The following is a 14,281-nucleotide window of genomic DNA, read 5'->3' as shown; positions in this document are numbered from 1 at the left end:
GTCGGGACCGATCGGCTGCTTACTGAGCCAGCAGGGCGTTGAGTTTCTCCTGCCCGTACTCCTCATTGGTCGAGTTTCCGGCCGGCGAAGCTGCACCCCAATAATCCGGGCTCCATTCGATCGCCTTCGAGACGTTGTCCGGGTTGTTGGCCCAGTAACGGGCGAGCTTCTTGTCGGTCGCCGCCTCGAATACGACGCGGGAGGGAAGGGCGACCGGAAAGGTCGAGGTCAGCTGCGCCGCGCGCTTGGGCTCGAGCCGCCAGGAAAGCAGTTTCAGCGCGTTGTCGTAGTTCGGCGCGCCCTTGGGAATCGAGAAGAAGTCGTAGTAGACGAAGCCCTGGTTGAAGGTCAGATCGATCGGCGCGCCCTCAAGGGCCAGCTTGCTCATCGAGCCGGTGTAGGCCATGCACATGTCGGCCTCGCCGTCGAGCAGGAGTTGCGGCGGCTGTGCGGACGTCGTCCACCATTTGGCGATGTGTGGCTTGATCTCCTTGACCTTCTTCAGCGCGCGCTCCATGTCGATCGGGTAGAGCTTGCTCTTCTCCACGCCGTCAGCCATCAGCGCCGCTTCGAACACGAAACGCGGCCAGGCCGGCATGCAGCGTCGGCCGGGGAATTTCTTCACGTCCCAGAAGTCGGCCCAGCTCGTCGGTACGTTTTCTCCCTTGTACTTGTCCTTGTTGTAGACGAGGCCGACGCCGATCACCTGCAATGCCACGCCCTTCTTGCGCTTCAGATTGTCCGGCATTGCCGCAAGCGTCTGTTTCGCCCCGTCCGACAGCTTGGAATAGTCGATGTCGGCCAGGCAGCAGTCGCCGAGCAGCTTCGTCTCCTGGTCGAAGATGAACGTCAGGTCCCATTGCGCCTTGCCGGTTTCGGCCTGAGCCTTGATGCGCGGGCCGCTGCGGGCTTCCTGGACGGTGACGACCTTGATGCCGGTCTCCTTCTCGAACGGATCGTACATCACCTTGCGCAGCGCATCGCCATATCCGCCGCCCGGATCCTGCATGATCACGACGTTGCTCTGCGCCTGGGCCAGGCCCGTTCCCATCGCGACGATCAGGGCCGAGGCGAGCACCGAAGCCGACAGCCGCCAGCGTTTCATTCCCAGCATTTTCTCTTTCCTCCAGTTGAAATCGATCATTGCGTCGTCGCTTTCCGCGACGTCGCGAGAACGGGGCGTGCAAGCGCGAGCCCGGCGACCACCAGCAGCACCTCCAGCGTCGAGACCACGGCCAGCACCGGGTTGAGCCGATAATTGACGTCGCCCCACAGCATGAGCGGAAGCGTCTTCAACTCCGCGCTCGACAGGAACAGCGTCAGCACCAGTTCGTCGAACGAGTGCAGGAAGGCGAAGAACGTCGCTGCGGCGAGGCCCGGCATGATGGCAGGCAGCGTCACCAGGCGGAACACCGTCAGCGAGGATGCGCCATGGACGGCGGCCGCCTGTTCGAGCCTGGAATCGACGCCCTGAAGCGACGCGGACAGGATCACCACGACGATGGGAAGCCCGCCGATCGCATGCGCCGCGGCAAGGCCGAACACGGAGCCGACGAGATCGAAACGCAGGAACAGGCTGTAGAGCGACAGGCCGAGCACGACCGGAGGGACGATGATCGGGCTTACGAGAAGCAGCATGATGGTGGATTTGCCGCGAATGCTGCTTCTGACGATGCCGAGGGCGGCCGACGCGCCCAGCACGATCGCGATTGCGGCCGACATCGCCGCGACGACCAGGGAGGTCCAGAACGCCCGCATCCAGTTCGAATCGGAAAAGAACTGCTCGTACCAGCGAAATGAGAAGCCCGGCGGCGGGAAGGTCAGATAGCTCGCGCTGCTGAAGGAAATGATCATCACCACGATGATCGGCAGGATGAGAATGGCAACGACCAGGCCGCCCATGAGACGAACCGTCCAGGTCCCGAAGCTCGCCGGCAGCCGCCCGAACAGCCTCAGGAGCGGCCAGCCGATCAGATCGGCCGCCGAGGCGCCGAGAGTGCGGCGCCTCGTGCCTGTCGCCCGCGGGCTCGCGGTCTTTGGCGTGGCCTCAGTCAGCTTGCGGCCGCCCCAGATGAACTCGAAGCCGAGGAAACGTCCTGCCACTGCGACCACCGCCAATGTGATCGCCAGCAGCACCACGCCCAAGGCCTGCAGAAACCCCTCCGATGTGACCGAGTCTGCCTGCTGGGTGATATGCATGGCAAACATCTGGTCACCGGGTCCCCCCAGCAGGGTCGGCGTAATGAAGAACCCGATCGCCGCGACGAAGACCAGCAGGAAGCCGGCGCCCATCCCGGGCAGCGTCAGCGGCAGCAGCACGCGCCAGAACGCCGCAATAGGCCCGGCGCCGCTGGCCATCGCCGCGCGGCTCAGGCTTTGATCGAGGCGCGCCACGCTGGAATAGATGGTCAGCACCATCAGCGGCAGAAGCACCGCGGCCATGCCGAGAAGCACCGTGCCGCGATTGAAGAGAAGTTGCGCGGGTTCGCTCAATATGCCGATCGAGACCAGCAGCTTGTTGACCGGCCCGTTGCGGCCGAGCAGCACCATCCAGGCGTAGGTCCGGATCAGGATGGCGATGAAATAGGGGAGCACGATCGCGGTCGCGATCAGGGCCTGGGCAATGCCGCGGCTGCGGTGAATGAGCAGCGCCGTCGGATATCCGAACAGCAGGCACAGGCCCGCGACGGTGACCGAGATCTGCATCGTGCGGACGAGCGAATCCCAATAGAGTGGTATGGCGAAGACTCGCGCGAAATACGACGACCACGATGGCCCGCTCACGCTGATCCGGATGAGGTCGATCAGCGGCAGGAGATAGATGAAGGCCAGAAACACGAGCGCGGGCAGGAGCAGGAGCGCCGGATCCTTCAGCCTCCTGACGAGATCGAGATCCGCGGGCCGGTCCGCCTCGGCGCCGATCGATGCCGAGGTCATGCAAGCACCCAGCAGTCTGCGGCGCCCCAGCTCACGTGCAGGCGATCTCCGACGGCCGGCAGGGGCCGGTCGGCCATGTCGGTGCACCGGATCAGGAGCTGTTCTCCGCCCTCCATTTGCGCCTCGATCCGCAGGATCTCGCCGAGGAAGATCGCGGACGTGACGTTGACGGGCGTGGAATTCGCAGTCGGTTCGTTCGACACGGCGATGCGTTCCGGGCGCACGAGCACGGTTGCGCGCCCAACGTCGATCGTGTCCCGGCTTTCGGCGCTGAACACGTATCCTGCGCGGTTCTTCAACGTCAGCGTCGATCCGCGCTTCTGCAGGATCTCCGCCTCGACCAGATTGCTCTCGCCGACGAAAGAGGCCACGAAGCGATCGGTCGGATGTCGATAGATGTCCAGCGGACGGCCGATCTGGACGATCCTGCCGGCGTTGAGCACCGCGATGCGGTCGCTCATGGTCAGGGCTTCGCCCTGGTCATGGGTGACGAACAGGATGGTGCTGCCGATGGTCTGATGAAGATCGCGAATCTCGATCTGGATCTGCTCGCGCAACCGCCTGTCGAGAGCACTGAGCGGTTCGTCCATCAGCACGACCTTGGGCCGCCTGACGATGGCGCGCGCGATCGCGACGCGCTGCTGCTGCCCACCAGACATCTGAGAGGGAGATTTCGCCGCATGCTCCGTCAGCCGCATGATCTCCAGCGTTTCGGCGACGCGTCGCTCCGCGGTCGCCCGGTCGACGCCCGCCATCCGAAGCGGAAACGCGACGTTCTGGCTCACGGTCATGTTCGGAAACAGCGCGTAGCTCTGGAACACCATGCCGAAGCCGCGCTTGTGCGTGGGCACGTTGTGGACAGGCTTTCCGTCCACGAGGATCTCGCCGCTGTCGAGATTCTGGAATCCGGCCACGAGGTTGAGCAGCGTCGTCTTGCCGCTCCCGGAGGGGCCAAGAAGCGTGATGAATTCGCCTGGTTCGATGTCGATGCTGATCCGGTCGACCGCATGAAAGCTGCCGTAGGTTTTCACGGCGTCGCGGACGGCAATGCGCGATCCGATCGCGTCGCGCTCCTTCAGGCGGCCGATCGGCGAGGTCCGAACATTCGCATCGCCGGAGCGCATCGCGCGCTGAGCCGCGGGCTCACCCATTCTATCCTCCCAGCATGTTCTATATTGTAGAACGTTATTCCAATTATTGTTGGCGTGAAGCGTTATCTTGTCAAGCCGATCTGTTGAGTCAGAGCGCAATGGGAGTCGCGGCGATCGGTTCGCGTGAGCACGAACCTCTGTAAACAAAGGTATAGTCGGCGATGACGCGTTGACACAATCGAGGAAACTCGCCTAACATAAATTTGGAATAATGTTCTATATTATAGAACAGATATGGGAGATAATGGTGTTGAGCGAGCCTCGCGCAATGGCGAAGCACATCAAGCCGGGCATGCGCCTGGCGCTGCCGGTCGACTACGCCGGGGTTTCCATGGCCATGACGCAGCCGATCATCGAGCATGGCGCGGGCGATCTCGATCTCGTCTGCGTGCCGACCGGTGGATTGCAGGTCGACCAGCTGGTCGGCGCAGGTCTGGTCCGGACGGTCGAGACCAGCGCCGTCTCGCTGGGCGAGGCAGGCGGAGCGCCCCGGTTCAACGCCGCTGCCAAGGACGGCGCGGTTCGATTGAAGGACGCCACGTGTCCTGCCATCCATGCGGGCCTGATGGCGGCGCAGAAGGGCAGTCCCTTCATGCCGCTCCGGGGGCTGATCGGAACGGACCTGCTCCGCCATCGCGATGATTGGCGCGTCGTCGACAATCCGCTGGCGGACGGAGGTGATCCGATCGTGCTGATTCCGGCCATCAAGCCCGACGTCACGATCTTCCACGTGCCGATGGCTGATCGCTTCGGCAATGTCTGGATCGGGCGGCGCCGCGAGCTTGCCGCAATGGCCTACGCCTCGCGGATCACTCTGGTTACCGTGGAACGCATCGTCGAGCAGAATCTGCTTGCAGACGAGATGAGCGCCGCCGGCGTGCTGCCCGCGCTCTACGTCACGGCGGTCGGGCGCGCTCCGAAGGGGGCGTGGCCATACGGTCTGTGGGGCGAGTATCCGGCAGACAGCGCGGAGATCGCGCGCTATGCGAAAGCTGCACGAACGGCCGACGGCTTCTCCGCCTATATGGCCCGGGCGCAGATGGAGCCCGCGTGATGGCGGAGGTCCTCCCTCGCGAAGTGCTGATCTGCACGATCGCGCGGCTGCTCGATGGAGTCAGGCATGTCGCGGTGGGAGCGTCATCTCCCATTCCTGCTGCCGGTGCGATGCTCCTGCGTGCAATGAAGGAAGCGAGCGGCGCCGTCGGTCCACGCATCTCCATTCTCGGCTCCGTCGAGCACAATTTCTTCACCAACGGTTCGGCGGAGCTGTTCGATTGCGCAGGCCAGGGCCGGATCGATGCGTTCTTCCTCGGCGGCGGCCAGATTGACGGCCTCGGCAACGTGAACCTCGTCGGCGCCGGGGACTATCCGCGTTCGAGCGTGCGCTGGCCTGGCTCGTTCGGATCGGCCTATCTCTATTTCGTCGTGCCGCGCGTCATCCTGTTCCGGGAGGAGCATACGCCACGTGTTTTCGTCGAGAAGGTGGACTTCATCAGCGCCCCCGGTGTCAGTCCGGACGGGGTGTTCCGGAGCGGCGGTCCTATCGCTCTCTTGACCGGCAAAGGTCTCTTCCACTTCGACAAAACGCGGCCGGGGTTCGAGCTGGAGAGTGTCCATCCCGGGCACGACCTCGCGGAGATCAAAGAGGCGACCGGCTTTCGGTTCGAGCATGACGCCGAGCCGCGGCAGACCGTGCTGCCCGATCGAGCGACGCTCGATCTGCTCCGCGGACGGGTGTTCGACGAGCTCGCCGAGACCTATCCCGAATTCGCCGCGCAGATGCGGCGCGAGCTTGGGACGGTTGATGCATGAGCAAGGTCAAGCGGGTCCCGCATTGCAGCCATTGGGGGGCGTACACGATCCTCGTCGAGGGGCAGCAGATCGTCGGCGTCGAGCCGTTCGCGCACGATCCGGCGCCTTCCCCGATCATCCATTCCATTGCCGAATGGGCTAACCCGGAGCGGCGCGTGCTGCGACCGATGGTCCGGTCGGGTTGGCTCGACAAACGCGAGAAAAGCGACCGCCGGGGGCGTGGCCGTGAGAAGTTCGTGCCGCTGAGCTGGGACGAGGTGACGACGCTGGTCGCCGACGAAGTGCGCCGCGTCGCCGGCACCTTTGGCAACGCGTCGATCTTCGCGGGCTCCTATGGCTGGACCAATTCCGGCCGCCTGCACCATGCCTCGTCGCTTCTGAAGCGCATGCTCAATCTGGTTGGCGGCTTCACCAGGCACGTCGATACCTATTCCATCGCGGCAGGTCCCGTGATCCTGCGCCACACGCTGGGAAGCGACGACGCATGCGGCGGACGCGCCAACACGCTCGACACGATCGCACAGCACACCGAGACGCTGGTGGTGTTCGGCGCTCTGTCGCCGCGAACCGCGCAGAACGAGGCCGGCGGAATCGGCAGCCACCGGCTCGAAACCTATCTCAGGCAGATCGTCGAACGTGGCGTCAAAATCATTCACGTCTCGCCGCTGAAGGATGATCTGCCCGACTGGGTCAACGCCGAATGGTGGCCGATCCGGCCGAACACCGACACGGCGCTGATGCTCGGCCTTGCCGGCGAGATCGTGAAGGCGGGCCGGCACAATACGGATTTCCTCGCGCGCTGCACCAGCGGCGCCGATCGCTTGCTCGGCTATCTGGAAGGCAAGACCGACGGCGTGCGCAAGGAGGCTGTGTGGGCCGCGAGCATCTGCGACCTCGATGCGGAGATGATAGCCGGGCTTGCAAGCCGGCTGGTGGATACGCGCAGCATGCTGACCGTGAGCTGGAGCCTGCAGCGCGCCCATCACGGCGAACAGCCGTTCTGGGCGGCGCTCGGACTTGCATCGGTTGTCGGCCAGATCGGATTGCCGGGCGGCGGCGTTGGCTACGGCTACGCCTCCCTCGGGGGCGTGGGAGCGCCGCTCAACCTCGGCAGGTCTCCGGCCATCTCGCAGCTGACCCGCCCGATTGACAGCTTCATCCCGGTGGCTCGGATCACTGACATGCTGCTTAATCCAGGCCGGCCATTCAGCTATGAAGGCAAGGTCCGCACCTATCCGGATACGAGGCTAGTCTATTGGGCGGGCGGCAATCCGTACCACCATCATCAGGACCTCAATCGCTTGTCGGAAGCCTGGACGAGGCCCGAAACGATCATCGTGCAGGACCCGATGTTCACGGCGACGGCGCAGCGGGCCGACATCGTGCTGCCGGCAACCACGTCGATCGAGCGCAACGATCTTGCCGGCAACCGCCGCTCCGACTTCATCCTGGCGATGAAGAAGGCGATCGAGCCGCTGGGCGAATCCCGCTCCGACTTCGAGATCTTCGACGCGATCGCAGGCAAGCTCGGCGTCGCCGATCGCTTCAACGAAGGCCGTGACGAGATGGGCTGGATCCGCCACCTCTACGACGCGTGCCGCAGCGACGCCTCGAAGCGCTTCGGCTTCGCGATGCCGGACTTTGATGCGTTCTGGGACGCCGGCTATGCCCGCTGCCCGGTCGAGACAGAACACACCTATCTGGCCGACTTTCGCAACGATCCCGGGGCGCATCCGCTCAGGACTGAGAGCGGAAGGATCGTGCTCGGCAGCGAGACCCTGGCCGGGCTCGACTATGCCGACTGCCGTTCGCATCCTGCGTGGATTGAGCCGGCAGAATGGCTCGGCAATGCCGCCGACGCCGGCCAGATGCATCTCATCTCGCATCAGCCGGCCGGCCGGCTTCACAGTCAGCTCGAGACCGGCGCATCGAGCCGGGCCATGAAACGCAACGGCCGTGAACAGGCGCGCCTTCATCCCGAGGACGCGGCCGCTCTCGGCATCGCCGACGGCCAGACAATCCGGATCTGGAACGGCCGCGGAGAGTGCCTTGCGACGGCCGACGTCACCGACAACGTGCGTCAGGGCGTGCTGGTGCTTCCGACCGGCGCCTGGTTCACGCCGACAGGCAATAGCGGTCTGGAGCTCGCCGGCAATCCGAACGTGCTCACGCTCGATATCGGCACCTCTCAATTCGGTCAGGGCTGCTCGGCGCACACGTGCCTCGTGCGCGCCGAGCCCTACGCCGCCGATCGCCGCGATGCGTTCGAGGCTTATCGGGAAACGCTTGTCGCGCTCGCCGCGATCTAACAGGAGCTTTGGAACATGTCTGCGCCCGCCATCAGCCGCTTTCCCGTCCCCGATATCGCGACGCTGCCTTCGGATATCCGCGCGCGGATCGAAGCGGTTCAGGAGAAGTCCGGCTTCGTCCCCAACGTCTTCCTGACGCTCGCGCACCGCCCGGACGAGTTCCGGGCGTTCTTTGCCTATCATGACGCGCTGATGGACAAGCCCGGCCCGATCACCAAGGCCGAGCGCGAGATGATCGTGGTGGCGAGCAGCAGCGCCAATCAGTGCCAGTACTGCGTGGTCGCGCACGGCGCCATCCTGCGCGTGCGTGCGAAGAATCCGTTGATCGCGGACCAAATCGCGGCCAACTACCGCAAGGCCGATATCACCGCGCGGCAAAGGGCGATGCTCGATTTCGCGATGAAGGTCTCGGCGCGCGCCTACGAGGTGGACGACTCCGACATCGGCGATCTCAAAGGACACGGATTCACCGAGGAGGACGTCTGGGACATTGCGGCCATCGCTGCATTCTTCGGCATGTCGAACCGCCTCGCCAACGTCACCAGCATGCGTCCGAACGACGAGTTCTTCGCGATGGGACGCTGAACGCCGCGGACGAGGACTGCAATGGTATCGCTGGTCATCGACAGACGCTTCCGGGGCCCGCCCAACTCCGGCAACGGAGGCTATGTATGCGGATGCCTCGCAAGGCACGCCGCGGGAGACGTCGAAGTTACGTTGCGCGCCCCGCCGCCGCTGGAGCGGTTGCTCGACGTGTTGACGGGGGCCGACGGCGGGATCGAGTTGCGTGAGAACGACAGGCTGCTCGCGACGGCGCGTGTTGCGAGCCTCGATGTATCGGACGTTCCCAGGGTGAGCTACCAGGCGGCCACTGAGGCGGTGGGACGAACACCCTACGACGAGCAGACCCACAACCTGCCCACATGCTTCGTGTGCGGGCCCGCACGCGCGCCCGGCGATGGTCTCCGTATCTTCGCAGGTCCGCTGCAGCCGGGCGCCGTCGCCGGCAAGCCCGTCGTATTCGCGGCCTCCTGGATTCCTCACGGCAGCCTGTCCGGTGCGGACGGCTATGTCGCGTCCGAATTCGTCTGGGCCGCTCTCGACTGCCCGACTGGCTATTGCAGCGTCGGCGCCCGTCACCTGGGATTGAAGGGCGACGAAACGGCGCTGCTCGGACGCATGGCCGCTCGGATCGATCGCCGGCCGCGTCCCGGAGATCGATGTGTGGTGGTGGCGTGGCCGACCGGGCGGGATGGCCGCAAGCTCTTTGCCAAAAGCGCCTTGCTCAATGCGGAGCAGGAGGTGTTGGCGATAGCACGAACGACGTGGCTGCTGGTCGACCGGCAGACTCAGCTCGGATCAATGGCATGAACGGGAGGGGGAGCAGCGTATGACCAGCCGCGAAGCAGAGCTCGAACTTCGTCAGTCCATCATCGACGCGTGTCGCGAGATGGCGGCGCAAGGCATCAACCAGGGAACGTCCGGAAACATCAGCGTCCGAACCGAGGACGGCATCCTGCTCACGCCGTCCGGTCTTCCATACGACCGTATGAAGCCCGAAGATATCGTGGCCATGAAGTGGGACGGTTCGTGGGCCGCGTCGGCCGGCAACGTTCCGTCGACGGAGTGGCGATTCCACCTCGACATCCTGAGATCGAAGCCGGAGGTCGGCGCCGTCGTCCACGCCCATCCGGTCTTCTGCACCATCATCGCGATCATGAATCGCGCGATCCCTGCGATTCACTACATGATCGCTGCAGCCGGCGGAAACGACATCCCCTGCGCGCCCTATGCTCAATACGGCACGGCCGAGCTGTCGCAGGCGGCTCTCAACGCGCTTCGCTACCGCCGAGCCTGCCTCCTCGCACATCACGGATTGATCGCCATCGGCCCCAATCTGCGCAAGGCCATGTGGCTCGCCGTGGAGGTCGAGGTGCTCGCCAAGCAGTATCACGGCTGTCTCCAACTTGGCTCTCCTCCGCTGCTGCCCAACGAGGAGATCGACAGCATCCTGAAGCGATGGGGACAGTACGGCCTGCGCGATAGCCACGGCACGCCCAAGACTCCCCAGCAGTCGAGCTAAATCACGATCCAACCACTGGCCTGCGAGAACTCATGGCACACCCTCACGACGTCAGCGTCTGCGGCACTTATATTCTGGATATTCTGGGGGTCCCGGTGACCGAGATTCCGCCCGGTGGCGGCCGCTTGCTGATCGAAGAAATTCGGCTGGCGGTCGCCGGCACCGCCGGCGGAACGGTCGTCCCTTGCGCGCGGCTCGGCCTGAAGGCGCTCGCAGTTGGCGCCGTCGGCTCCGACGAGAAGGCCGACTGGATGCTGAACGTGCTGGAGCGCGAAGGCATCGACATCTCTCTTATGGAGCGGATGGCCGACAGTCCGACCTCGGCCACGATCCTGCCGATCAGGCCCGACGGCTCGCGTCCGGTCATGCACGCAAGAGGCGCTTCCGCCCGCTGGCGGATCGCACCCGAAACCCAAAGGGCCGCTTGCCGGAGCAAGATTCTGCATCTCGGCGGGGTCGGCTCCTTGCTCGCGATGGATGGAGAGCCTTCCGTCGCATTGCTGCGCGATGCGAAGGCGGCCGGTTGTACGACGACGCTCGATCTCATCCAGGCGCGGCGCGAAACGCTGGCGCTGGTCGAGCCGCTGCTGCCCCATGTCGACTTCTTCATGCCGAGCATCGATGAGACTAGTGCCATGGTCGGAACCGACGAACCCGCCGCGTGTGCGCGGTTTTTCATCGACAAGGGAGCGGGGGCCTGCGCCATTTCTCTCGGTGCCGATGGTTCCTTCGTGATGACACGCGACGGACGTCAGTTCACGGTGCCGGCGTTCGACGTCGCGGTCCGCGATACCTCGGGATGCGGCGATTCCTACACGGGCGGCTTCATCGCGGGGCTGGTTCGCGACTGGGACCTGCTCGACTGCGCCAAGCTCGCGACCGCGACGGCCGCGATCGTCGCGACGGGGCTGGGCTCGGGCGCCAATCTCGTCTCGTTCGAGGAGACCGTCAGGGCCATGAACACGCTCCCGGTGCGCGAGCCGGCTCGCGCCTGAATCCTTTCACTCCATCAAGAGAATTGATCCGAACAACAAGCAAGGGAGAACGCAACATGGCCCGACATGCGATCGTGACGGGAGCAAGCCGCGGAATTGGCCGGGCGATAGCCATTGGCCTTGCAAAGCGCGGTTACGATCTCGCGCTGACCGACATCGCCGTCCAGGAGGAGGTCCTCCTCCAGACTCTTGCACAGGTGAAGGAGCTGGGCCGCCGCTGCATTTCAGTGCTGGGCGATGTCAGCGACCTTGGCGATTGCAGGCGGGCCGTGGCTGAAGCCGTCCAGGATCTCGGGCACATCGATGTCCTCGTCAACAATGCGGGGATACTCAGGCTGGCGACCATCGACGAGCTGACGACCGATACATGGGATCAGACCTTCGCCGTCAATACGCGCGGCGTCTTCCAGATGACCCAGGCCGTGGTGCCACATATGAAGGAGCGCAAATACGGGCGGATCGTCAATATCGCCTCGCTCGCGGCCCGAACGGGTGGTCCGGGACAGTCCCACTACGCCGCATCGAAGTCGGCGGTGGTCGGCTTCACCCGGGTGTCGTCCATGGAGTTCGGAGGCTACGGCATCACGGTCAATGCCGTATGTCCGGGCATCATCGTGACCGATATGGGGATGAACAATCTCCGCGATCCCGAGCGGGTCGCCTATTTCGAGAAAGTCACGGACCTGCACCGGCTCGGGCAGCCGGAGGACGTCGTCGGGCCCGTGGCGTTCTTCGCGTCTGATGATTCTGCGTTTGTGACCGGCCAAGCCCTTAACGTGGACGGAGGTATCTTCTACAGCTAGCAACAGGCTCGATCGTCATAAGAAACTCGATATCTTGCCTCTCAGCGCGCCGCTTCTGTCCGAAACTGGTGCGGTTCTCGTGGTCTGGCAAACCGCGGCCAATATCGACTTGGCGTCAGATGATGACTTCGGATCGCGGTGAGCCGCACTGTTGGAAGGGCGCAGCAGTGCCCACGATCGGCTGTCTAAGTTTGGCGATCTTTGGCGGACTACTCGACGCGCTATCGGAGTTAAACGGGCCTTCGACAATAAAACAACGCTCCCGATATAGTGGGTTTCGCGATGTAGCGGACCCCGCTACCAAGCGTGAGCCACTCCTCTTAGGAGTGGGTTTCGGACTGTAGCTGTCTCATGACTCGAACTCCCGACGGCTCATATTGTTGGACCTTGAGAGCTGCGCGTATTTGCCACCGGGCTATTCCGACAAATGGAAATCTGAATGCCGGTCCAATGCACGACAAGCGACACATTTGTCGGAATGGTCGTTGATTTTTCGCCGAAATCATACGCCTCTTAATCAGCGGGTCCCAGGTTCGAGCCCTGGTGCGCCCACCACCCTCAAGGGATTGGCCCGCAAGGGCTTTTTTCATTTTCACGACAGAACAAACCGAGTCTCGTGCGACGCTTTGGTGGTCGTACGTCGCACGCCGTGCGACGAGTCGGATAATTTGGGAGCGCTGTCGCCGGAGGGCGGGCGATCGTGCACGGCAACCCGTGCACATTAGAGGTGACCCAGGCTTAAGCGCTCGGCTCGTTCAAGGAATTAGTCAAGGATGCGAGATTGATCGCAATCACTCGGACGCAGACGGAGGCGCATTGAGCGTATAGATTCCCTTCAACGCGCTCTGCAGTTTGCCTATTTCGACCCGCCAGCCGATCGGCTTCTTCGATCGTGGGTAGGGGAGTCGTCGCGTGATCTCGAGCGACTGAACGCACTGCTCGACCGCGCCGACGACAGCGTATAGCCACACACATAGCCGCGACTGCTCAACACCTCACATACTTCCTCCGCGATGTTGTGAACCGATCGGATGACGGCGAAATCGGCAGCGTCGATAGCTTCCTCCCTTAAACCGAAGAGCGATAGCCAGGAAATTAGCGGACTATTGATTATGAACTGCTCGATGCCCTGAGCCGACCGGAAAACGCCCTGGTTCTACTGGACCACGCTCCAGTTTGTGTACGAGTTTATCCCTCGTCCGACCGTCAATGTTCTGCATGCGATGCAGATGACGACCCTTGTTGCACTGTTCTGCGGCCTGTCGGTATCTTCCCGCGGATGGCTGCCTGGACCGCCATTCTGCTTGGAACGCACCTCGTCGGCATGTTCTTGATTGCCGGCGACACCATCGGCGCTTCGACGACCGTCATGCTCTTCATGCTGTTCGTCGTCGCATTGTTTCCGCCGGGTGCCCATTACCAGATCGGGAAGACCGCGCAGCCGATGGCCTTGAGCTCCCGATTTCACGGTCCGGTCTTGGTCCTGCTGTTCTTTATGAACGCCTACTACTTCTATTTCGGGTTGAACAAGATTACCGACTATGGCGTGAAGTGGGTCCTGGATGCTCACACCGAGCTTTGGTCCAGATCAGCCATCGAAAACTCGCTCTTCGTCTCGAGCTACTCGACGAGCCTTTGGTTCAACGGCATCAGCTCTGGCCTTCATTGCGGCACTGCTGATATTCGTTCTCGAGTTGATCGCTGCGGTCACACTCTTTCTGCCGCGGTGGTGTCCCGTCGTCCTGATCTTCTTCGCGGCGATGCATGTCAGCATCTATCTGTCGCTTGGCTACGGCTATTGGACGAATACAGGCGCCGACCTGATGCCGCTGCCATACACGGCGATCGTCGCCCGGTTTTGGTCGTCCCAGAGTGGCGGCCGAGACGCAAAGCGGCCGCTCGTCTCCTTGCGATCGTAAGGCTCCTCGTCAGGCGAATTTCGACAGTTGCAGCGGCACGCCTTCGCAGGGCATACCCCGCGCGCCGAAAGGCTAATGTAGAGTATGCCTTGCATGGCGGGCGTCCTCGATGAGGAACTGCATCGCCATGGTTGTTTTGCCGGACCCGGCGTGCCCTCGATCAGGTAGAGGTTTTCGCGCTCCAGGCCGCCAATCAGTATCTCGTCCAGGCCGGGCACGCCCGAACTTGCCGGCCGTTTAGATACGCCTTCAGCCATCGCTGCTTCCAATTC

The 14,281-nt window shown here is 63.4% G+C and carries 12 protein-coding genes; 9 read left to right on the top strand and 3 right to left on the bottom strand.

What is annotated here, in order from left to right; translation table 11 throughout:
- Positions 1-19 precede the first annotated feature (19 nt).
- Genes J6500_RS09140 through J6500_RS09130 form a run of 3 tightly spaced genes read right to left on the bottom strand, consistent with a single transcriptional unit; the run spans position 20 to position 4,088 of the window.
- Positions 20-1,114 (bottom strand): extracellular solute-binding protein, encoded by a 1,095-nt coding sequence (locus J6500_RS09140; protein WP_225712369.1) that lies wholly within the window; start codon positions 1,112-1,114, stop codon positions 20-22.
- 26 nt (positions 1,115-1,140) lie between these two features.
- On the bottom strand, positions 1,141-2,937 hold the full coding sequence (locus tag J6500_RS09135; RefSeq protein WP_225712368.1) for an ABC transporter permease subunit: 1,797 nt from the start codon (positions 2,935-2,937) through the stop codon (positions 1,141-1,143).
- The gene (locus J6500_RS09130; protein ID WP_225712367.1) at positions 2,934-4,088 is read right to left on the bottom strand and encodes an ABC transporter ATP-binding protein; all 1,155 of its coding nucleotides are present in this window, start codon (positions 4,086-4,088) and stop codon (positions 2,934-2,936) included. Before J6500_RS09130 ends, J6500_RS09135 begins: the two co-directional genes overlap by 4 nt.
- Positions 4,089-4,332: 244 nt before the next feature.
- Between J6500_RS09130 and J6500_RS09125 the strand changes: the two genes are divergently transcribed.
- The 9 genes from J6500_RS09125 to J6500_RS09085 all read left to right on the top strand — a co-directional run bounded on the left by J6500_RS09125 (position 4,333) and on the right by J6500_RS09085 (position 14,122).
- Complete coding sequence (locus tag J6500_RS09125; protein WP_225712366.1) at positions 4,333-5,142, top strand: CoA transferase subunit A; 810 nt, start codon at positions 4,333-4,335, stop codon at positions 5,140-5,142.
- On the top strand, positions 5,142-5,900 hold the full coding sequence (locus J6500_RS09120) for a CoA transferase (protein WP_225712365.1): 759 nt from the start codon (positions 5,142-5,144) through the stop codon (positions 5,898-5,900). Before J6500_RS09125 ends, J6500_RS09120 begins: the two co-directional genes overlap by 1 nt.
- Entirely contained in the window at positions 5,897-8,209 is a 2,313-nt protein-coding gene (locus tag J6500_RS09115; RefSeq protein ID WP_225712364.1) for a molybdopterin-dependent oxidoreductase, read from the top strand. Before J6500_RS09120 ends, J6500_RS09115 begins: the two co-directional genes overlap by 4 nt.
- A gap of 15 nt (positions 8,210-8,224) precedes the next feature.
- Complete coding sequence (locus J6500_RS09110; RefSeq protein WP_225712363.1) at positions 8,225-8,794, top strand: peroxidase-related enzyme; 570 nt, start codon at positions 8,225-8,227, stop codon at positions 8,792-8,794.
- Between the two features lie 21 nt (positions 8,795-8,815).
- Positions 8,816-9,580 carry a hotdog family protein gene (locus J6500_RS09105; RefSeq protein WP_225712362.1) on the top strand — a complete coding sequence of 255 codons (765 nt, stop codon included), beginning with the start codon at positions 8,816-8,818 and terminating at the stop codon, positions 9,578-9,580.
- A 19-nt stretch (positions 9,581-9,599) separates the two neighbouring features.
- Positions 9,600-10,292, top strand: a complete 693-nt coding sequence (locus J6500_RS09100) for an L-fuculose-phosphate aldolase (RefSeq protein ID WP_225712361.1) — start codon at positions 9,600-9,602, stop codon at positions 10,290-10,292.
- Between the two features lie 32 nt (positions 10,293-10,324).
- Positions 10,325-11,287: a carbohydrate kinase family protein gene (locus J6500_RS09095; protein ID WP_225712360.1), complete on the top strand. Its 963-nt coding sequence runs from the start codon at positions 10,325-10,327 to the stop codon at positions 11,285-11,287.
- 56 nt (positions 11,288-11,343) lie between these two features.
- On the top strand, positions 11,344-12,090 hold the full coding sequence (locus J6500_RS09090) for an SDR family NAD(P)-dependent oxidoreductase (protein ID WP_225712359.1): 747 nt from the start codon (positions 11,344-11,346) through the stop codon (positions 12,088-12,090).
- A gap of 1,279 nt (positions 12,091-13,369) precedes the next feature.
- Positions 13,370-14,122: a hypothetical protein gene (locus tag J6500_RS09085; protein ID WP_225712358.1), complete on the top strand. Its 753-nt coding sequence runs from the start codon at positions 13,370-13,372 to the stop codon at positions 14,120-14,122.
- Positions 14,123-14,281 lie beyond the last annotated feature (159 nt).

Origin of the sequence: Bradyrhizobium semiaridum, from assembly GCF_020329505.1 — a bacterium.
Taxonomy (GTDB): domain Bacteria; phylum Pseudomonadota; class Alphaproteobacteria; order Rhizobiales; family Xanthobacteraceae; genus Bradyrhizobium; species Bradyrhizobium semiaridum.
The sequence above is the reverse complement of the archived record's forward strand: the minus strand, read 5'-3'. Positions and strand labels throughout refer to the sequence as shown.